The organism is Dietzia sp. Alg238-R159 (genome assembly GCF_900537145.1).
GTDB lineage: Bacteria > Actinomycetota > Actinomycetes > Mycobacteriales > Mycobacteriaceae > Dietzia > Dietzia kunjamensis.
In genome coordinates, this window is the sequence record NZ_UNRI01000002.1 from 590,233 (window position 1) to 608,509 (window position 18,277).

Here is an 18,277-nt window from a genome sequence, read left to right on the forward strand (position 1 = left end):
CTCGCGCCATGTATCCCGCCTCGACGCCCGCCGCCAACCTGACCCCCGTCGCCGCCCTGCTGGGCACCTGGCGAGGCGAGGGGGCCGGTTCGTACCCGACGATCGACGACTTCACCTACACCGAGGAGATCACGTTCACCGACGTGGGCAAGCCCTTCCTGCACTACGTGCAGCGCACGTGGAGCCCCACCGGATCCCCCATGCACACCGAGACCGGATACCTCCGGGTCCCGGGTGACGGTACGGCCGAGCTCGTCCTGTCCCAACCCACCGGGCAGACCGAACTCTGCGAGGGAACGCTCGTCGCCGAGGCGGACGCCCTGGTGCTGGAGTTCCACTCACGCGTGCACAACAGTGCGAGCGCCAAGCAGGTCGACACCACGCACCGCCGCTACGAGACCGTCGACGACCGGATCACCACCACGTTCGCCATGGCAGCGGTCGGCCAGCCCCTCACCCACCACCTGCGTTCCGAGCTGCGCAGGGCCTAGACCGCAGCACAGGGCCGGTCGGTCACGAGGAACGACGAACTGATCCGGGCGCTGCGCGACCACCGGCCGCCGGGGCCAGCCGCGAGCGTCAGCGCGCGGCGCGGTCGCGCAGAACCAGCCGTGACAGCCCATCCAGCGCGAATCCGAGGATGCCGATCACGAGGATCACCGCCATGACCTGGTCGTAGGCCAACTGGTCGCGGGCGTTGAGGATCTGATAACCAGGCCGGACCGCACACCGAGCATCTCCGCGGGCACCAACACGATCCAGGCCGTCCCGAGCGCGAGGCGGATGCCGCCCAGGATCGCCGGCCGGACCGCGGGGATGACGACCCGGGTCAGGCGCTCCCAGCCGCTGGCGACCCTGGTCGGGGACCGTTCTGTCTATTCATTCCCGGGCCGGGTCCCCCTTTCCGGAGGGCGGCGCGGTGAACAGTGGGAGAACGGAAGCCGTCCGTTACCGCACCGGCACTACAGTCGTGTCATGCGCACTGTCTTCCATTCCAAGCTCGATGAATTCTCGGACCAGCTGGTTCGCTTCTGCGAGACCAACATCCGCCTGCTCGACCGAGCCACCGCGGCACTGCTCGACGGCGACGAACTCGCCGCCATCGAGGTGATCGACGGCGCCGCGGAACTGGAGGATCTCCGTGAGGCCAGTGAGCAGCACGCGTTCGAGCTTCTCCTGCTCGAGTCCCCGGTGGCCGGCGACCTACGTCAGGTGGTCTCGGGGATCTACATCGTCGAGCACTTCACCCGCATGGCCGCGCTGGCCGGCCACATCGCGCGGGTCGCCCGCCGACGCCACCCGCTCCCCGTGGTGCCCGCCCCGCTCGTCCCGCTCATCCGGGAACTGTCGCAGCACGACGGTCGGATGGCCCGCGAGCTCACCGCCCTGCTCGTCGAGAAGGATGCGGACAGGGCACGCACCCTGGACGCCGAGGACGACGCCGTCGACCGCCTCCACGCGGACCTCATGAAGCAGATCTCCGCCGAGGACTGGCCGCACGGTTCGGTGGCGGCCGTGGACCTGGCCCTACTCGCCCGTTACTACGAGCGTTTCGGCGACCACACCGTGAGCATCGCCAACCGGGTCGTGTACCTGGCGACCGGCGAGCGCCCCGAGGGCGGGTCGCTGTCCCATCTCGATGACGGCACGGTTCTGGACTGAGTACTGCCGGACGATTCCGCGCGGCGATATCCTGGGTTTCCGCGACCCGATGAGGAGACCGCCATGTCCCGACCGGTCCATTTCGAGATCCACGCCTCCGACCCGGCCCGGGCCTGCACGTTCTACGGTGACGCGCTGGGCTGGACGTTCGAGGACTGGAGCGAGTACGCCGGGAGCCCCTACTTCGGGGTGACCACCGGACCCGAGGACGCCCCCGGCATCAACGGCGCGATCAAGCAGCGGACCGGCGATCCGCCCGCGGCCGGGGCGCCGGTCCGGGGCGCCGTGCTCACCGTGGGGTGCGAGGACTTCGATGCCACCGCCCGGATGATCCTGTCGGCCGGGGGCACCGTGGCGCTGGACACGCACGCGCTCCCGGGAATGGCCTGGCAGGGCTACTTCCTCGACACCGAGGGCAATGTGTTCGGGTTACACCAGCCTGACCCGGAGGCCGGTAGACACCCGGTCGCGAGAGAACCGCGGCCGGGTGTCGTCGTGCCATCCGGGGTCAGCGGCAGATCGCCCCGGTGGACGCCGACTGCACCAACTTCGAGTACTTGGCGAGGACGCCGCGGGTGTATCGCGGCGGCAGGGGCTCCCACCCCTCGCGCCGGGACCGCAGTTCGGACTCGTCCACCAGCAGCTCGAGGGCCCCCTGCGAGACGTCCAGTCGGATCCGGTCGCCGTCCCTCACGAACGCGATCGGTCCCCCGTCAACGGCCTCCGGGGCGATGTGGCCGACGCACAGCCCGGTCGTGCCACCAGAGAAGCGCCCGTCGGTCATGAGCAGGACGTCCTTGCCCAGGCCCGCGCCCTTGATCGCACCGGTGATGGCGAGCATCTCACGCATACCGGGCCCGCCCTTGGGACCCTCGTAGCGGATCACGACGACATCGCCCGCCGTGATGGTCCCGTCCTCGAGAGCATCCATGGCAGCGCGCTCGCGCTCGAAGACGCGCGCGGTGCCCTCGAAGACGTCGGAGTCGAAACCGGCGGACTTGACAACCGCACCCTCGGGGGCGAGCGACCCGCGCAGGATCGTGATCCCGCCGGTCGGGTGGATCGGCTCGGACATCGCTCGGAGCACCTTGCCGTCCGGGTCCGGCGGAGCGATGTCGGCGAGGTTCTCGGCGACGGTGCGGCCGGTGACGGTGAGGCAGTCGCCGTGGAGCAGACCGGCGTCGAGCAGGGCCCGCATGACCACCGGGACGCCACCGATCTTGTCCACGTCGGTCATAACGTGGGCACCGAACGGCTTGACGTCGGCCAGATGCGGCACCGTGGCGCCGATGCGAGCGAAGTCGTCGAGGGTCAGTTCGACCTCGGCCTCGCTGGCGATCGCGAGCAGGTGTAGGACCGCGTTGGTGGACCCACCGAAGGCCATGACGACGGCGATCGCGTTCTCGAACGCCTCCTTGGTCATGATGTCGCGCGCGGTGATGCCCTGCCGCAGCAGTTCGACCACGGCCTCGCCGCTCGCCTTGGCGTAGTCGTCGCGCCGGCGGTCCGGGGCCGGCGGCGACGCGCTGCCCGGCAGGGACATACCCAGCGCCTCGGCGGCGCTCGCCATCGTGTTGGCGGTGTACATACCGCCGCACGCGCCCTCGCCCGGGCAGATGGACCGCTCGATCGTGTCGACGTCCTCCCGGCTCATGAGACCGCGCGAGCAGGCCCCGACGGCCTCGAAGGCGTCGATGATCGTGACCTGCTTCTCCGTTCCGTCGGAGAGCTTGGCGAAGCCGGGAAGGGTGGACCCGGCATAGAGAAACACGCTCGCCAGATCCAGCCGCGCAGCGGCCATGAGCATGCCGGGCAGGGACTTGTCGCAGCCGGCGAGCAGCACAGAGCCGTCGAGCCGCTCGGCGCTCATGACGGTCTCGACGCTGTCGGCGATCACCTCACGCGAGACCAGCGAGAAGTGCATCCCCTCGTGGCCCATCGAGATGCCGTCGGACACCGAGATGGTGCCGAACTCCAGCGGGTAACCGCCTCCGGCGTGAGTCCCCTCCTTGACGGCCTTGGCCAGCCGGTCGAGCGAGAGGTTGCACGGGGTGATCTCGTTCCACGAGGAGGCCACACCGATCTGCGGCTTGACCCAGTCGTCGTCGCCCATTCCCACGGCGCGCAGCATCCCGCGCGCGGCCGTCTTCTCCAGGCCGTCGGTCACATCGCGGCTTCGGGGCTTGATGTCGGCCTCACGGCCGGTGGTCGTGTTATCGGAGCGGGGGGTGTCGGTGCCGGAGGTCATGGGGCCAGCCTAGGCACTCCCCGCGGTCGGCGCCCTCGGACCCTCCCGGGGGGCCGACGATCGAGCGGGGCCCGGATCGGGCGTGACGGCCGGCGGCCCCACGGCCCGGTCAGCGATCGGCGTCCCTGGCCAGGTCGTACCGACGTAGGGCCTCGCGGCGTTCCTCGGCGTGGTCGACGATCGGCGACGGGTAGCCACCGTCGTAGCCGCCCGGGGCGCGCCACGGCTCGTGGGCGGCGGCCCCGGACAGGTGAGCGAGTTCGGGCACCCATCGCCGGACGTACTCCCCGTCGGGGTCGAATCTCCGCCCCTGAGTCACCGGGTTGAACACCCGGAAGTACGGGGAGGCGTCGGTTCCCGTGCCGGCCACCCACTGCCACCCGTGGTTGTTGGAGGCGAGATCACCGTCGACGAGGTGGTCGAGGAAGTGCCGCGCCCCGACCGGCCACCAGACGTGGAGGTCCTTGACGAGGAAACTGGCCGTGACCATCCGCACCCGGTTGTGCATCCACCCTTCGGCGAGTAGTTGCCGCATCCCGGCGTCGACGAACGGGTACCCGGTCCGGCCCTGCCGCCACGCCTCGACGAGGTCCTCCACCCCGGGGCCGTGGTCGTAGGGCATGCCCGCGAGCGGGTCGCGCAGGTCGCGCCACGCGGATCGTGGCCGGTGCCACAGGACGTCGGCGTAGAACTCACGCCATGCGAGTTCGGTGACGAAGCGGCGGGCTCCCTCCCCGCCCGCGGCCGGGTGGTCGGCGAGTTCGGCCAGGATCGTGCGTGGGTGGATCTCCCCGTACTTCAGGTACGCGGACAACCGACTGGTGGTGTCGAGGTCCGGTCGGTCCCGCTGCTCGTCGTATGCCTGGAGATCGTCGTGGAGGAACTCCCGCCACCGGGTGAGAGCCGCGGCCTCCCCCGCTGCTGCGGTCCCGCCCGCTCGTGCCGGGACCTCAGGTGGGCCTTCCCCGGACGCGGTGGTCCACGGGATGTGGTCGGGCCGCTCGCCGGGCGGGGGCCACCCGTGCTCGTGCCAGGCGCGGGAGAACGGTGTGAAGACCTTGTACGGCTCCCCGCTGCCGCTCAGGACCCGGCCCGGACCGACGGCGTAGGGAGACCCGGTGGTCACCAGTTCGCGACCGTCGGCGTCGAGTGCGGCGCGTACGCGGTCGTCGCGACATCGTCCGTAGGGGGTGGATTCCCGGCTGATGTGGACGCGGCCGGCGCCGACCTCGCGGGCGAGCCCCGCGATCACCTCGGCGGGGTCTCCGGTCCGCACGACCAGTGCACCGCCCGTGTCCCCCGAGAGCGCGGCGAGGGAGGCCGCCAACCGCCCCGCCCGTACACCGGCCCGCCGCAGCAGCGCGGGGTCCCGGACGAAGACCGGCAGGACCTCGTCCCCGGAGGCGACGGCCTCGAGGAGGGCGGGGTGATCGGTCAGCCGCAGATCACGTCGGAACCACAGGATCGAGATCCCCACAGGGCCTCCCTCGTCGACGGGCACGACCGCCCCCGGGGCGGCGGGCGGCGCAGTGATCTCCCGAGTGTGGCAGACCCGGGCCGGGGATCCCGTTCAGTCGAGCGCGGGGAAACCGGGCACGACGTACTCGGCCAACTCGGCGATCACCTCGAGGACCGGTCGGCGGCAGGCCCCCAGCCCCAGCTGTACGTGGTTGACACCGATCCCCCGCAGGTCCTCCAGGTGGTCGACCAGTCGCCGACGACCGATCCGGAAACCGAAGTCGATCGGGGAGGCGGTCTCGTCGGGGTTCTCCGCCAGGTCGATGCGGAGCGACTGTGCGAAGGGTTTGAACACCTCGCCGTCGTTCCCACCGCCCTCGTTCCCACCACCGCCGTCGCTCCCGGCTCCCCCGGCCGCGGCGACCACCATCTCCCGCCACTGCTCGACCGTGCGCCGCTGGACGTCGAAGTCCCGCGGGTAGGTCATCCACCCGTCGCCGTGGGCGGCGAGGTACGCCACGCTCTGCTGACACGAGCCGATCATGATCGTCGGCACCGACGCGGCGCTGGGCTTGGGCACCACGTCCGCGCTGTGCATCCATCCGCCGGACCACCGGATCCCGCGCATCTCGGTGGTCAGGGCGTGCGTCATCACGCGGAGGTTCTCGCGGAACCGCTCACCGCGCTCGCCCTGCTCGAGGCCGAACGCGCGGAACTCCTCGGGCCTGTCGCCGGACGCCAATCCCAGCAGGAACCGTCCGCCCGACAGCCGGTCGACGCTGGACGCGGACTTGGCCACGTGCAGTGGGTGCCGCACCGGCAGGACGATGCCCGCGGTGCCCAGCGCGATCCGCGAGGTGTGGGCGGCGATGTGGGTGAGGTAGATCCACGGGTCGTAGACCTGACCGACGTCGCCGAAGGACGGCACGCGCAGCGGGATGTCACGGACGTAGAGGGCGGCGAAACCGCCGGCTTCGGCGGCCCGTGCGAGGCGCACCTGGGCCGCCGGGTCGTGGACGTCGTCGCTGTCGGTCCGGCTCCGCATCGGGAACCCGAGGCCGACCGTGAGTCGGCCGGGCGCGTAGGTGCGCCGGAACCCCGGCAGGGCGCGGGGGTCACCGTCGGAGCGGGTGCACGGCGAGGAGGTCATGGCTTCCACCTTGGCACGGGCGGCACGGCGGGCCGAACGCCCACGGTCACCCGGTGCCGCCACGCCGGGCGACACCGCCTGCCGGCCCGGCCGCGGAGCCCTCCTCGACCGAACTCGTCTCCCTCTTCCGGATCGCGATGGTGGTGTGGGCCGCGCCTCGAGCCTGCGCGGGTACGGCGACGACGACGAGGCCGGCTCTCGTCGCGAACGGCGCAGCTCGCTCCGGGGACGGGCGGGCCGAGATCTACCTGTGCCGGTAGGCGGGCGCCGGCCGGGCGGGCGGCGTGGCCGCGGGGAGCAGCAGCTCTGGGCCACGGGCCATGAGCACGCCGGCGAGCAGCGCGCCGAGTCCGCCCGCCGCCAAGTCCCCGACGGTGTCCTCGTAGGTCACGTATATCTCGTCTGCGAGGTAGGCGTAGCCGAACCACTCGACCATCTCCCACATCGCGCCCAGCGCGAGCCCGAACGCCGTGGTGAGCACGACCGCGCCGGTGACGGTGAACCCGCGGGCACCCGGCGCCCGCACGATCCCGCGGTGCGCACAGAACACGTACGCCACCACAGACAGGGCGCCGGCCAGGAAGAAGTGGATCGGGATGTCCCACCACCAGACGGTTCGGTAGAGGTCCACGACGTTGCTCCACGCCGCCACGAGCAGCGTGGCCGACACGGTGACGTCCGCCCACGCGCGCATGCCGAGGAACCGGGGCAGCATGAGTCCGGGTAGGGCGAAGGCCACGATGGCGGCGTCCGTCACCCCGTGGAACAGCAGGGCCGAGACCACGCTAAGGACGCCGAGCAGGCGCAGGGCGTCCGCCACCGTCTGGAATGCGCTCCCGGCGGGGCGCAGGAAGTTGTCGATCACGTCCGTCGGGCTCCTCACTGTCCTCGCGTCTCGTCTCGCCGCCCATTGTGCTCCTCATCGCCCGGGCCGGCCGGGTGCACCACAGCGTGCACCGGCAGATGGTCCGAGGGCCACCCGCCCTCGTGGCGGAGCGGATTGATCGCGGCGTCGGTGACCGAGAGATCGGGAGTGGTGAGGATCCAGTCGATCCGGGCGCCGTCCCGTCGCGGGCGCCGGTAGTCGGCGTAGGTGCCCCACTGCTCGCTGTGCCGGGCGCGGGCGACCCGCCAACTGTCCACCAGTACCCCGTCCGAGAGGAGTGCGCGCACGGCCGGGCTCGACGGGCCCGCGTTGAAGTCGCCCGTCACGACGGCCGGCAGGCCCCGTGCGGCCACCACCTCCAGGAGGGCACGGGCGGAGCGCAGCCGGGACCGGCCGGACAGCGGGTCGAGGTGTGTGTTGACCACCAGCAGGTCGTGACCGGTGACCCGGTCGCGAAGGTGCACCTCGACCATCACCCGGGGGAACAGGTTGCCCCAGGACACCGACCCGGCACGGTGAGGCGTGTCCGACAGGGCGGACTGTTCCCAGCCCAGCAGCTCGAGACGGGTCGCGTCGAAGAAGATCGGACACGCCTCTCCCCCGCCGTCCGCCGAGCGGCCACGACCGACGTGGTCGTAGCCCGGGCCGAGGGCCTCGAGCACGGTGGCGAATTGTCGGGCGGCCACCTCCTGCGCGCACAGAACGGTCGGTCGCTCGGATGTGAGAAGCGCCCGCACGCGCGGCGCCCGGTGATGCCACCGGTCCGCCGGCCGGGTGAGCGCAGCGGGCACCGGCCGCCGGATGTTCCACGTCATGACGTGCAGGCCGGGCGCGGGCACCGGGCCGACCAGCGGCGGGTCCCCCGCCGACGGCTCGGCGGCGGGGTCCGACCCGGCCTCGCGCTGCGCCATCTCCCCACCCCACACCGTTCTCGCCTCTGCATCGCTCCTGCCGGGCGACCTCCACCCTATTCGGCGCGCGGCCCGCTGCGGACCGGTCGCAACCGTGACACGATCCTCCCGTGGATCAACACACGCCGGTCGGACAGCAGTGCGTGGAGTGTCTGCCGGCCGCGCGGGTGTTCTTCTCCGCGGTCGTCCGCCGCGCCGGGGTCGGGTCCGAGCACACCATGTACGTCCCGAGCCGTCTCGACAACGACTTCCTGCCGGCGCGGGCGGTCACCGGACAGGACGTGTGACCGTGCCCGCACCGCCGCCTCTACCGGTCCGGGACGGCGTCAGCCCCACCCGCCTGCGAGTCCCCGCCGCCGGCCCGTGGGCGGGCATCGCCGACTACATCGAGACGAGGTTCGACCACCTCGACCCGGGCGAGCTGCGGCGCCGGATCCCCGCCGGGGAGATCGTCGGCGCCGACGGCCGGGCGATCGACCACCACACTCCGCTGGGCACCCACGAGTTCGTCTGGTACCACCGCGACCTGCCCGACGAGACCGTCCTGCCCTACCGGGAGGAGATCCTGTACCGGGACGACCACCTCGTCGTCGTCGACAAACCGCACTTCCTCCCCACCACCCCGTCCGGCCACTTCCTGCGCGAGACCGCACTGGTCCGGCTACGCACCCGCTTGGGCAACGACGACATCACGCCGATCCACCGCCTCGACCGCGAGACCGCCGGGGTGGTCATGTTCTCCGCCCGCCCCGACACGCGCGGCGCCACCCGTGACCCACCGCGAGCACATCCGGTCGCGGCGCGGCGAGCTGCGCGTCACCCTCCACCCCGAGCTACCGCCCAATTCCGAGACCCTCGTCGACGTGCTCCGGACCGGACACAGCGCCTCAGGGCGGCTCGTCGTCCAGACTCTCCTACGGCCCCGCACGGGGCGGCTCCACCAACTGCGCGTGCACCTCGCCGCGCTGGGGATCCCCATCCTCGGCGACCGGCGCTACCCCGACCTGCTGCCCGAGGCCCCCGACGACCCCGACCTGCCGCTGCAACTCCTCGCCCGCGAGCTCGGGTTCACCGACCCAGTCACCGGCGAGCCCCGACGGTTCGCCACGCGCCGGACCCTCACACACGCCCCCGTCAGCGACGCCGCTGGAACGTCAGGTGCGTGACGCCGCTGGGCGACGGCGTGGGCGCCGACCACGGGCCGGTCGGCGAGCCCGCCCGCGAGGCCCCGGGGCGGAAAACAGGGACCGCGCGTTCTCACCCGTCGACGTCACCCAGATGGTGTTCGACGTCGTGCACGATGTACTGGCACAGAGAGGCGATGGTGAAGACGTAGCCGTCGCCGCGTCGACCGGTCCTGTCCCGGTCCGCGGGGCCGACGCGGTCGAGAACCTTCAGCGTCCGAGCGGTGGTGGCGTCGAGTCGGCGGGCGAGATCGTCCGGGTCGCTGCGCCAGTACCCGTGCTCGACGACCGCCGCCTCGCCGTCGAAATCGTCGTAGGTCGGCTCGGCTCGGTCGAGCATCGCCGCTATGCGGTCCCCCAGGACTTCGATGAGGTCACGGCAGTGGCCCGCGTACTCCAGCGGCGACCACACCCGCGGCGACGGTCGCCGCTCGACCCCGGTCCGCCGGAGGACGGCGAGCCACCGGTCGCGGGCGGAAGCCAGTCGGTCGCTCGTGAAAGCCGGGTCGTGAGGCCGGTATCCACAGTCGTCACAGCCAGACTCGAGAACGGTCGTCCAGTCTTTCGTGTCCGGCAGCGAGGGTTCGGGAGGGGTGTCCATGCCTCCACCGTCTCACCCTGGCACCGGGCCCGCGGCCTGATCGGCCCGGTCGGCGACGTCAGCCGTTCTCCGGGAGCCAGTCGGCGAACCGGTGGGTGGAGGCCTCGGCGAGCCACATCTGCCAGAGCGGGCCGAAGGACACCCGGCGCACACCGAGTTTCTTCAGGGCCGCCAGGTCGCCGGCGCCGTGTCCCCTCACCGGATGGGCGGTCGCGTTGACGGGGATCGTCACCGCCTGCACGAGACGCGTCAGCTGATCGGCGGTCGTCACGCCCACCGGGTACACCGATCGCGCTCCGGCATCTTCCATGAGCGCGATACGGGCCTCGGCTTCCGCCACCGGGTCCGGGAAGACGTCCGTTCCCAGCTTGACGGCATCGGTGCGTCCGTTGATGACGAAGGGGACCCCGGCGTCATCAGCCGCGCGGCGAGCGGCGGCGATGTAGTCAGCGTGCTCCTGACGGTCCCGGACGCGTTTGCCCTCGCGGTGCACGACGTCCTCGATGTTCGCGCCGACGGCCCCGGCCTCGAGCAGGCGGGTGATCAACTCGGCGGGGTCGAGACCGTAGCCCGACTCGACGTCCGCGCTGACGGGAACGGACACCGCGTCCGTGATCCGCTTGACCACGTGCAGGTACTCGGAGAAGTCCATCTTCTCCCCGTCCGCGCTGCCGATCGCGTCGGCGACGGGGTGGCTGCCCACCGTCAGTCCCTTGAAGCCGGCATCGGCGGCGACCCGGGCGCTCCAGGTGTCCCACACGGTCGGCAGGACCGTCAGCTCACCCGATTCGTGGAGCTCGGCCAGCGTAGTTGCTTGTGCACGGACGTCGGGCATCTCGATCCTCCTCTGGAACGGGAACTTTCGCCTCCCGACCCTACGCCGGTGGCCGAGCGCGCGGACCACCGTAGAGTGACCCGTATCACACATCGCCGCGCGCACTCCGGAGGTCACCATGAACCACGTCTACAGCGTCACCGAGATCGTCGGCTCCTCGCCGGACGGAACGGACCAGGCCATCGCCAACGCGGTCGCGGAAGCGTCGAAGACCTTGCGGAACCTCGAGTGGTTCGAGGTCCAGTCCGTCCGCGGCAAGCTCGACGGCGGGGCGGTCGCCCACTGGCAGGTGACCATCAAGGTGGGGTTCCGGCACGAGTCCTGACCAGACGCGTCCGGCCACCTCCGGGTTCCCGCGGATCCCTTTATCCACAGGGCGTTCCGGCGGCTACACAGAACGCGCCGCGGGGCTGTCGCCGGCGCTCGGGAGCGCCGAGACTCGGGGCATGAGATTCGAGGACCTCCCCGACAACTGGAACACGCTCCCGCTCGACGACGCCCCGCTCGCCGCCGGCGTGATCGACCTCGTCCTCGGTCACCACGACCGCGGCCGGAACACGATGCTCATCCTCCCGTGCGACGAACACGACGTCGGCCTTGCCGCCCCCATCCTCATCAGCGACGTGGACTGGCTGTGCACATCGCACGAGCGCCGCGACGCGATGGCCGTCCTGCCAGCCATCGCGTCGCCCGGATTCGTCGTCGGCCTGTCCGCCAGGCGCCGCCTCCCCGACGAAGTGGTGCGGGGCTGGCTGCGAACGATCGAGGACGAGCTGGATGCGACGGGGCAGGCGCTCCTGGCGCTGGGGGTGGCGGACGTGGACACCGTGGAGATCGTCGGCGGCCGCGCCGCGCGCAACGGCAGCCGCGCGTGAGTGGGCGGCACGCGGCCCGGTGAGCCGCCTCTGACCACCGCTCGCGGATGACAGGAACCCGGCGTCCCGCCGCTACCATCGACCCTCGTGCCCGACAACTCGCAGACCCCGGGAACGGGCAGCATCGTCGACTACTCGGCGCTTCCCGGGCCCGGGGGCCGCCGGTCGAAGCTGCCCGCCGTCGACTCACCGCGGTGGACCCTCAAAGTGGCGTTGTCCCAGCGTCCGTGGAGCTTCATCGCCTCCGGCGGCATGGCCGTGGGATTTCTCTGCAACGGGCTCACCCCCGTCGTCGTGGGCCGTGCAGTCGACGACGCGATCGCCACCGGCCGTCTGAACCGGCTCTGGTTATGGATCGGCGTGCTCGCCTGCGTGTTCCTGGTGGCGATGGTCGCCAACTGGACCGCACGCTTCATGTTGGTCCGCAGTCAGCAACTCGTCAGCCACGACCTGCGCACCGCGGTCACCGACCGCATCCAGGACCCGCGCGGGTTCGCGGGCCGGGAACGCACCGCAGGCGGCCTGCTGTCCATCGCCTCGTCGGACACCACGCGCGTCGGGGACATCGTCATGATGACCGTGATGCCCGTCGCCGAGGCGGCGGCCATCACGTACGGCGCGGCGATGATGTTCACGATCAACCCGTGGCTGAGCCTGGCCACCCTGGTCGGCGGCCCGGTGTTGGTCATCGTGGCGCTTCGGGTGGCGCGGCCGCTGCAGCGCCGGTCGGTGGCGCGTCAGCAGGCGATCGCCCAGGCCGCGGCCACCGCGACCGACGTGGTGCAGGGGCTGCGGATCCTCAAGGGCCTGGGCGCCATCGTCACCGTCCGGAGGCGCTACGACGAGGTGTCGGACGACGCCTACCGCAAGACCGTTCACGCCGACGCCGCCGAGGCACGGCTCAACGGCGCCACCGAGGCGACCGGAGCCGTCTTCGTGTCCACGCTCGGGATCGCGGCGGGCGCGTTGGCGCTCGCCGGGCACGTCACCATCGGCGAGCTGATCACGGTGGTCGGCCTCACCCAGTTCCTCGTGGTCCCCATGACCATGTTCGGCCGCAACATCGCCTCCCGCTGGGCGTCGGCGGAGGCGTCCGGCCGACGGATACGCGAGGTGCTCGGCGCGGATTTCGAGCGTATCTCGGAGGCCGACGCCGCCACCACGGAGCGGTTCATCCGCGCCCTTCCGTCAGGCCTGACGGTCGTCGACGGCACCGACGCCGAGCTGATCCGCCTCCTCGAGTCACTGCCCCGCACGCGGGTGGCGGTCGTGCCCCACGCCGCCGACCTGTTCGACGGCAGCGTGGCGGACAACGTCCACCCCGATCGCGCGGCGGCGGAACACGCCCTGCGGGTCGCCTGCTGCGACGACATCCCCGACGGCCCCGACAAGCGGGTCGGTGAGAGCGGGCGGATGCTCTCGGGCGGTCAGCGGCAGCGCGTCGCCCTCGCGCGTGCCGTCGCGCTCGCCCCGGAGGTACTCGTACTGCAGGACCCCACCACCGCTGTGGACTCGGTGACCGAACAGAACCTCGCGGACAACATCGCCCGTGAGCGGATCGGGAAGACCACGATCGTCTTCAGCCCGGCCCCGGCGTGGAACGCCGTCGCGGACGCGCGGCTGACCGCACGGCGACTGCGCGAGACCGCGGAGGGTCTGCTCGTGGGGGCCGAGGGATGACGACGACGAGTTCGACACCACCCCTGAAGACCGACACCGCCCTGAGGTTTCCGGTCGCCTCCGCGGGCCAGGTCCGTCGCGAGGTGGCCAGGCAGCTCTCCCGGGTCCGCCACGCCGGGCGGTGGCTGGCGCTGGCGTTGATCCTGCTGAGCCTCGGGGCGACCGCGGGTGTGCTCATCCCCCAGCTGATGGGTCGGATCGTGGACCTGGTCACCGGTGAACGCGGGGGGTCGCTGTGGCAGATCGGCGGACTGCTGTTGGCGGCGGCGGTCGGCGGCGCGGCGCTCAGCGCATCCGGCTTCTACCTGGTGGCCCGGCTGTCCGAGCGGGTGATCGCCAACCTGCGGCAGGACATGGTCGGCACCGCACTCGGACTGCCCACCCACCGGGTGGAGGACGCGGGCTCCGGCGACCTCGTCAGCCGGTCCACCGATGACGTGGCCGAACTGTCCTCGGCGGTCACCGAGACCGTCCCGACGCTGTCCACCTCGGCCCTGACGGTCGTGGCGACAGTGATCGCGCTGTTCGCCCTGGACTGGCAGTTCCTCGTCGTCCCCCTCGTCGTCGCGCCCGTCTACTACCTCGCCGCGCGTCGTTACCTCGCCAAGGCCCCGGACCGCTACGCCGCGGAGCGCGCGGCAATGGCCGAGCGGGCGCGACGGGTCCTCGAGGCCATCCGTGGCCGGGCGACCGTACGCGCCTTCTCGCTCGAAGACCGGATGCACACCCGGATCGGCAACGCCTCCTGGGACGTGGTGCGCAAGGGCATCCGAGCGCGCACGACGATGCTCGTGCTCAACGTCTGGATGCTGGTGGGCGAGTTCCTCATGCTCGCGATCGCTCTCACGGTGGGCTACCGCCTCGTCGCCACCGGCTCCCTCACCGTGGGCGCGGTGACCGGGGCGGTGCTCATGATCATCCGCCTGCGGGGTCCGCTCATGACCTTCATGCGCATCCTGGACGTGGTCCAGTCGGGCTACGCGTCGCTGTCCCGGATCGTCGGCGTGGTCGTGGACCCGCCCGTACCGGTGCCCGACAGCGGTGTCGAGCCGCCGCAGGGCCGGGTCGACCTGCGCGATGTGAGCTTCAGCTACGGCGACTCGTGGGCGGTGCGCGACATCAGCTTCTCCATCGAACCGGGTCGGACCGTCGCGATCGTCGGTGCGTCGGGCGCCGGCAAGACTACGGTCGCCGCTCTGCTGGCGGGCCTCCTGATGCCGGATGCCGGCGAGGTGCTCGTCGACGGTTACCCGGTGTCATCGCTGTCCGATCGGGAGCGCATCGCTCGTCTGGCCACCGTCAGCCAGGAGGTCCACGTGTTCTCGGGGACCCTGCGCCACGACCTCACCCTGGCCCGGCCCAAGGCCACCGACGACGAGCTGCTCGACGCGCTGCGCCGGGTCAACGCCTCCGCGTGGTTCGAGCGCCTGCCGGAGGGGCTCGACACGATCGTCGGGGCGCGCGGGCTCCAGCTGGATCCGGTCGCCGCGCAGCAGCTGGCCCTGGCCCGCGTCCTCCTGCTCGATCCGGCCGTCATCGTCATGGACGAGGCCACGGCCGAGGCCGGCTCGGCGGGCGCGGAGGCGTTGGAGCGCGCAGCCGACGAGGTCATCCGCGACAGGTCCTCCCTCGTGATCGCCCACCGGCTCGATCAGGCCTCTCGCGCGGACATCATCCTCGTGATGGACTCCGGACGGATCGTCGAGCGCGGCACCCACGACGACCTGGTCGCTCACGGCGGGATCTACCACCGACTGTGGGCCGCATGGTCCGCCGGCCGGCGGGCGACGGCCGTGGACAGCACTCCGGGCCCGGCCTAGAACGGGCCCGACCGGGGTGAGCGACGTCGGGAAACCCGGCGAGCGAGCGCGAGTTGGACCACACTGCAGGGGAGGCCGTCCCCGACTCCCGGTCCGTACGCGCGGAACGGGGCGCCCATCGGCCCGCCCGGGCTCCGACACCGTCGGTCCGACCTGGGGGATGATGGTGGGCGGCCAGATGGCGCAGTTCCACAAGAACACGATCAGCCCGAAACGAGAAGAGTCGACATCCATGACCCAAGGTCCCCAGAAGATCATTTACACCCTCACCGATGAGGCCCCGCGACTCGCGACCGAGGCGTTCCTCCCGGTCCTCCGCACTTTTGCCGAGCCCGCCGGTATCGCCGTCGAGACCAGTGACATCTCGGTGGCCGCGCGCATCCTCGGAGCGTTCCCCGAGCGACTCACCGACGAGCAGAAGGTGCAGGACAACCTTGCCGAGCTCGGTCGTCTGACTCAGGACCCGGACACCAACATCATCAAGCTGCCCAACATCAGCGCCTCCGTCCCGCAGCTCACCAAGGCGATCGCAGAGCTGCAGTCGCAGGGTTACGACATTCCCGACTTCCCGTGGGACCCGCAGACCGACGAGGAGAAGGAGACCGCCAAGCGGTACTCCGGCATCCTCGGAAGTGCGGTCAACCCGGTCCTACGCCAGGGCAACTCCGACCGTCGTGCCCCGAAGGCCGTCAAGGAGTACGCCAAGGCCAACCCGCACTCCATGGGCAAGTGGTCCATGGCCTCGCAGACCCACGTCGCGCACATGACCCACGGCGACTTCTACGCCGGCGAGAAGTCGATCATCCTCGACCGTGACTGCGATGCCCGCATGGAGGTCGTGACGCCCGACGGGAAGACCGAGGTCCTCAAGACCGTGCCGCTGCAGAAGGGCACCGTCGTGGACTCCATGTTCATGAGCAAGAAGGCTCTGCTGGAGTTCTACGAGGAACAACTCAATGACGCCAAGGAGACCGGCGTCATGTTCTCTCTGCACGTCAAGGCCACCATGATGAAGGTGAGCCACCCGATCGTGTTCGGGCACGCCGTCCGCGTGTTCTACAAGGACGCCTTCGAAAAGTACGGCGAGCTGTTCGATGAGCTCGGCATCAACGTCAACAACGGCATGGGCGACCTGTACGCAAAGATCGACACCCTGCCCTCGGCCAAGAAGGAAGAGATCATCGAGGAGCTGCACCGCTGCCACGAGCAGCGGCCGGAGCTCGCGATGGTCGACTCGGCCCGCGGCATCTCCAACTTCCACTCCCCCTCGGATGTGATCGTCGACGCTTCCATGCCCGCGATGATCCGCATCGGCGGCAAGATGTACGGCGCCGACGGCCGCAAGAAGGACACCAAGGCGGTCATCCCGGAATCCACCTTCGCGCGGATCTACCAGGAGATCATCAACTTCTGCAAGACCAACGGCGCGTTCGACCCCACCACCATGGGCACCGTGCCGAACGTCGGACTCATGGCGCAGAAGGCCGAGGAGTACGGCAGCCACGACAAGACCTTCGAGGTCGAGACCGGCGGCGTGGCCAACATCGTCGACGCCGCGACCGGTGAGGTCCTGGTCTCTCAGGAGGTCGAGGCCGGCGACATCTGGCGCATGTGCACTGTCAACGACGCGCCGATCCGTGACTGGGTCAAGCTCGCCGTGGACCGTGCCCGCGCCTCCGGCATGCCCGCCGTCTTCTGGCTCGACCCGTACCGGCCGCACGAGAACAACCTGATCACGCTGGTCAACAAGTACCTCCAGGATCACGACACCGAGGGCCTGGACATCCAGATCATGTCGCAGGTGCGCGCCATGCGCTACACCCTCGAGCGCGCGTGGCGCGGCCTGGACACCATCTCGGTGACCGGCAATATCCTGCGCGACTACCTCACGGATCTGTTCCCGATCCTCGAGCTGGGCACCAGTGCCAAGATGCTCTCGATCGTGCCGCTCATGGCCGGCGGTGGGCTCTACGAGACGGGTGCCGGCGGTTCCGCGCCGAAGCACGTCCAGCAGCTGGTGGAGGAGAACCACTTGCGCTGGGATTCGCTCGGGGAGTTCCTCGCGATCGGTGCGAGCCTCGACGACCTCGGTCGCAAGTACGACAACCCGAAGGCCACCATCCTCGCCCAAGCGCTGGACACCGCGACCGGCAAGCTGCTGGAGAACGGCAAGTCGCCCTCGCGCGTGACCGGCGAGCTCGACAACCGGGGCAGCCAGTTCTGGCTGGCGTTGTACTGGGCGCAGGAGCTGGCGGCGCAGACCGAGGACGCCGAGCTCGCAGCGCGGTTCGCCCCGCTCGCCGAGAAGCTGGACGCCGACAAGGACAGAATCCTCGAGGAGCTGACGGTTGTCCAGGGCCACTCGGTCGATCTCGGCGGCTACTACCAGCCCGACACCGAGAAGCTGAAGGCTGCGATGCGTCCGAGCAAGACGCTCAACGACCACCTCGACAGCGCCTTCGCCTGATCTCCCGCTGAACCCGCACCACCCCACCGCGCCCCCGCCGGAGTGATCCGACGGGGGCGCGGTGTGTCGTGGGACGAGGACTACGACGACGACTCAGCTCATGTCACTCGCCGAACGCCGAGCTCAGACACCGCATCGCAGCCAGGGTCTTGGGCACGCCGATGTACGGCATGAGGTGCACGAAACACTCGGCGACCTCTTCCTTGGTCATGCCGGCCACCTCGACCGCGGTCCGGATGTGCCCGGTCAACTGGGGCTCGGTGCCGCCCATCGCCGCGAGGGCCGCCATGGTGAGCATCTGACGGTCGCGCAACTCGATCCCCGGCCGCTGGTAGGTGCCGCCGAACACCGCGCCCACCACCCAGTCGGAGGCACCCGGCGCGAACTCGTCCAACTGCTGCTTCCAGGCGGCCGCTCCCTCCGGTGACTGCGTCTGCTCGACGAACTGGTCGCCCTTGTCCATGCTCAGTTCCACGGGTGTCCTCCTCGACGATTCGGAA

Annotated in this window: 16 protein-coding genes and 3 pseudogenes; 10 read left to right on the forward strand and 9 right to left on the reverse strand. The window is 70.7% G+C overall.

Annotated elements, in window-relative coordinates:
• Window positions 1–8: 8 nt before the first annotated feature.
• On the forward strand, window positions 9–491 hold the full coding sequence (locus G6R20_RS07490; protein WP_069389787.1) for an FABP family protein: 483 nt from the start codon (window positions 9–11) through the stop codon (window positions 489–491).
• Window positions 492–579: 88 nt separating this feature from the next.
• On the opposite strand, the pseudogene G6R20_RS07495 reads toward G6R20_RS07490, so the two are convergent.
• Window positions 580–851 (reverse strand): annotated as a pseudogene (locus G6R20_RS07495) (ABC transporter permease subunit); the annotation flags it as partial.
• A 124-nt stretch (window positions 852–975) separates the two neighbouring features.
• Between G6R20_RS07495 and G6R20_RS07500 the strand changes: the two are divergent.
• The gene (locus G6R20_RS07500) at window positions 976–1,662 is read left to right on the forward strand and encodes a PhoU domain-containing protein (protein ID WP_096905210.1); all 687 of its coding nucleotides are present in this window, start codon (window positions 976–978) and stop codon (window positions 1,660–1,662) included.
• Between the two features lie 63 nt (window positions 1,663–1,725).
• Window positions 1,726–2,082 (forward strand): annotated as a pseudogene (locus G6R20_RS07505) (VOC family protein); the annotation flags it as partial.
• Window positions 2,083–2,170: 88 nt separating this feature from the next.
• On the opposite strand, the gene ilvD reads toward G6R20_RS07505, so the two are convergent.
• From ilvD to G6R20_RS07530, 5 genes are all read right to left on the reverse strand, one after another.
• Window positions 2,171–3,910, reverse strand: coding sequence for a dihydroxy-acid dehydratase (gene ilvD, locus G6R20_RS07510; RefSeq protein WP_096905209.1), 1,740 nt, complete (start codon window positions 3,908–3,910; stop codon window positions 2,171–2,173).
• Window positions 3,911–4,019: 109 nt separating this feature from the next.
• Entirely contained in the window at window positions 4,020–5,381 is a 1,362-nt protein-coding gene (locus tag G6R20_RS07515) for a deoxyribodipyrimidine photo-lyase (protein WP_200841542.1), read from the reverse strand.
• A gap of 99 nt (window positions 5,382–5,480) precedes the next feature.
• Window positions 5,481–6,518 (reverse strand): LLM class oxidoreductase, encoded by a 1,038-nt coding sequence (locus G6R20_RS07520; RefSeq protein WP_163375975.1) that lies wholly within the window; start codon window positions 6,516–6,518, stop codon window positions 5,481–5,483.
• Between the two features lie 244 nt (window positions 6,519–6,762).
• A complete protein-coding gene (locus tag G6R20_RS07525) occupies window positions 6,763–7,383 on the reverse strand; it encodes a hypothetical protein (RefSeq protein WP_067718525.1) in 621 nt (206 codons plus the stop codon).
• Between the two features lie 14 nt (window positions 7,384–7,397).
• The gene (locus G6R20_RS07530; RefSeq protein ID WP_067718528.1) at window positions 7,398–8,315 is read right to left on the reverse strand and encodes an endonuclease/exonuclease/phosphatase family protein; all 918 of its coding nucleotides are present in this window, start codon (window positions 8,313–8,315) and stop codon (window positions 7,398–7,400) included.
• Between the two features lie 110 nt (window positions 8,316–8,425).
• Here G6R20_RS07530 and G6R20_RS07535 point away from each other — a divergent pair, with 110 nt between their 5' ends.
• Window positions 8,426–8,602 (forward strand): hypothetical protein, encoded by a 177-nt coding sequence (locus G6R20_RS07535; protein ID WP_156523619.1) that lies wholly within the window; start codon window positions 8,426–8,428, stop codon window positions 8,600–8,602.
• Window positions 8,599–9,481, forward strand: a pseudogene (locus tag G6R20_RS07540) (pseudouridine synthase). Before G6R20_RS07535 ends, G6R20_RS07540 begins: the two are co-directional and overlap by 4 nt.
• Window positions 9,482–9,572: 91 nt before the next feature.
• On the opposite strand, the gene G6R20_RS07545 reads toward G6R20_RS07540, so the two are convergent.
• Window positions 9,573–10,100: a DinB family protein gene (locus G6R20_RS07545; RefSeq protein WP_067718532.1), complete on the reverse strand. Its 528-nt coding sequence runs from the start codon at window positions 10,098–10,100 to the stop codon at window positions 9,573–9,575.
• Window positions 10,101–10,158: 58 nt separating this feature from the next.
• The gene (locus G6R20_RS07550; RefSeq protein WP_163375976.1) at window positions 10,159–10,935 is read right to left on the reverse strand and encodes an isocitrate lyase/phosphoenolpyruvate mutase family protein; all 777 of its coding nucleotides are present in this window, start codon (window positions 10,933–10,935) and stop codon (window positions 10,159–10,161) included.
• Window positions 10,936–11,053: 118 nt separating this feature from the next.
• Here G6R20_RS07550 and G6R20_RS07555 point away from each other — a divergent pair, with 118 nt between their 5' ends.
• From G6R20_RS07555 to G6R20_RS07575, 5 genes are all read left to right on the forward strand, one after another.
• On the forward strand, window positions 11,054–11,260 hold the full coding sequence (locus G6R20_RS07555) for a dodecin (RefSeq protein ID WP_007629964.1): 207 nt from the start codon (window positions 11,054–11,056) through the stop codon (window positions 11,258–11,260).
• Between the two features lie 121 nt (window positions 11,261–11,381).
• Window positions 11,382–11,810, forward strand: coding sequence for a hypothetical protein (locus G6R20_RS07560; protein WP_067718538.1), 429 nt, complete (start codon window positions 11,382–11,384; stop codon window positions 11,808–11,810).
• An 87-nt stretch (window positions 11,811–11,897) separates the two neighbouring features.
• Window positions 11,898–13,490 (forward strand): ABC transporter ATP-binding protein, encoded by a 1,593-nt coding sequence (locus G6R20_RS07565; RefSeq protein WP_096905204.1) that lies wholly within the window; start codon window positions 11,898–11,900, stop codon window positions 13,488–13,490.
• The gene (locus G6R20_RS07570; protein ID WP_240341319.1) at window positions 13,487–15,310 is read left to right on the forward strand and encodes an ABC transporter ATP-binding protein; all 1,824 of its coding nucleotides are present in this window, start codon (window positions 13,487–13,489) and stop codon (window positions 15,308–15,310) included. The genes G6R20_RS07565 and G6R20_RS07570 overlap by 4 nt, the downstream gene beginning before the upstream one ends.
• 232 nt (window positions 15,311–15,542) lie before the next feature.
• The gene (locus tag G6R20_RS07575) at window positions 15,543–17,777 is read left to right on the forward strand and encodes an NADP-dependent isocitrate dehydrogenase (protein WP_067718640.1); all 2,235 of its coding nucleotides are present in this window, start codon (window positions 15,543–15,545) and stop codon (window positions 17,775–17,777) included.
• Window positions 17,778–17,880: 103 nt separating this feature from the next.
• Here G6R20_RS07575 and G6R20_RS07580 read toward each other — a convergent pair whose 3' ends face one another.
• Complete coding sequence (locus tag G6R20_RS07580) at window positions 17,881–18,252, reverse strand: carboxymuconolactone decarboxylase family protein (RefSeq protein ID WP_067718544.1); 372 nt, start codon at window positions 18,250–18,252, stop codon at window positions 17,881–17,883.
• Window positions 18,253–18,277 lie beyond the last annotated feature (25 nt).

Coding starts and splice junctions, on each gene's coding strand:
- G6R20_RS07490 (WP_069389787.1), top strand. CDS start 9: ATGTATCCCGCCTCGACGCCCGCCGCCAACCTGACCCCCGTCGCCGCC.
- G6R20_RS07500 (WP_096905210.1), top strand. CDS start 976: ATGCGCACTGTCTTCCATTCCAAGCTCGATGAATTCTCGGACCAGCTG.
- ilvD (WP_096905209.1), bottom strand. CDS start 3,910: ATGACCTCCGGCACCGACACCCCCCGCTCCGATAACACGACCACCGGC.
- G6R20_RS07520 (WP_163375975.1), bottom strand. CDS start 6,518: ATGACCTCCTCGCCGTGCACCCGCTCCGACGGTGACCCCCGCGCCCTG.
- G6R20_RS07530 (WP_067718528.1), bottom strand. CDS start 8,315: ATGGCGCAGCGCGAGGCCGGGTCGGACCCCGCCGCCGAGCCGTCGGCG.
- G6R20_RS07545 (WP_067718532.1), bottom strand. CDS start 10,100: ATGGACACCCCTCCCGAACCCTCGCTGCCGGACACGAAAGACTGGACG.
- G6R20_RS07550 (WP_163375976.1), bottom strand. CDS start 10,935: ATGCCCGACGTCCGTGCACAAGCAACTACGCTGGCCGAGCTCCACGAA.
- G6R20_RS07555 (WP_007629964.1), top strand. CDS start 11,054: ATGAACCACGTCTACAGCGTCACCGAGATCGTCGGCTCCTCGCCGGAC.
- G6R20_RS07560 (WP_067718538.1), top strand. CDS start 11,382: ATGAGATTCGAGGACCTCCCCGACAACTGGAACACGCTCCCGCTCGAC.
- G6R20_RS07570 (WP_240341319.1), top strand. CDS start 13,487: ATGACGACGACGAGTTCGACACCACCCCTGAAGACCGACACCGCCCTG.
- G6R20_RS07575 (WP_067718640.1), top strand. CDS start 15,543: ATGACCCAAGGTCCCCAGAAGATCATTTACACCCTCACCGATGAGGCC.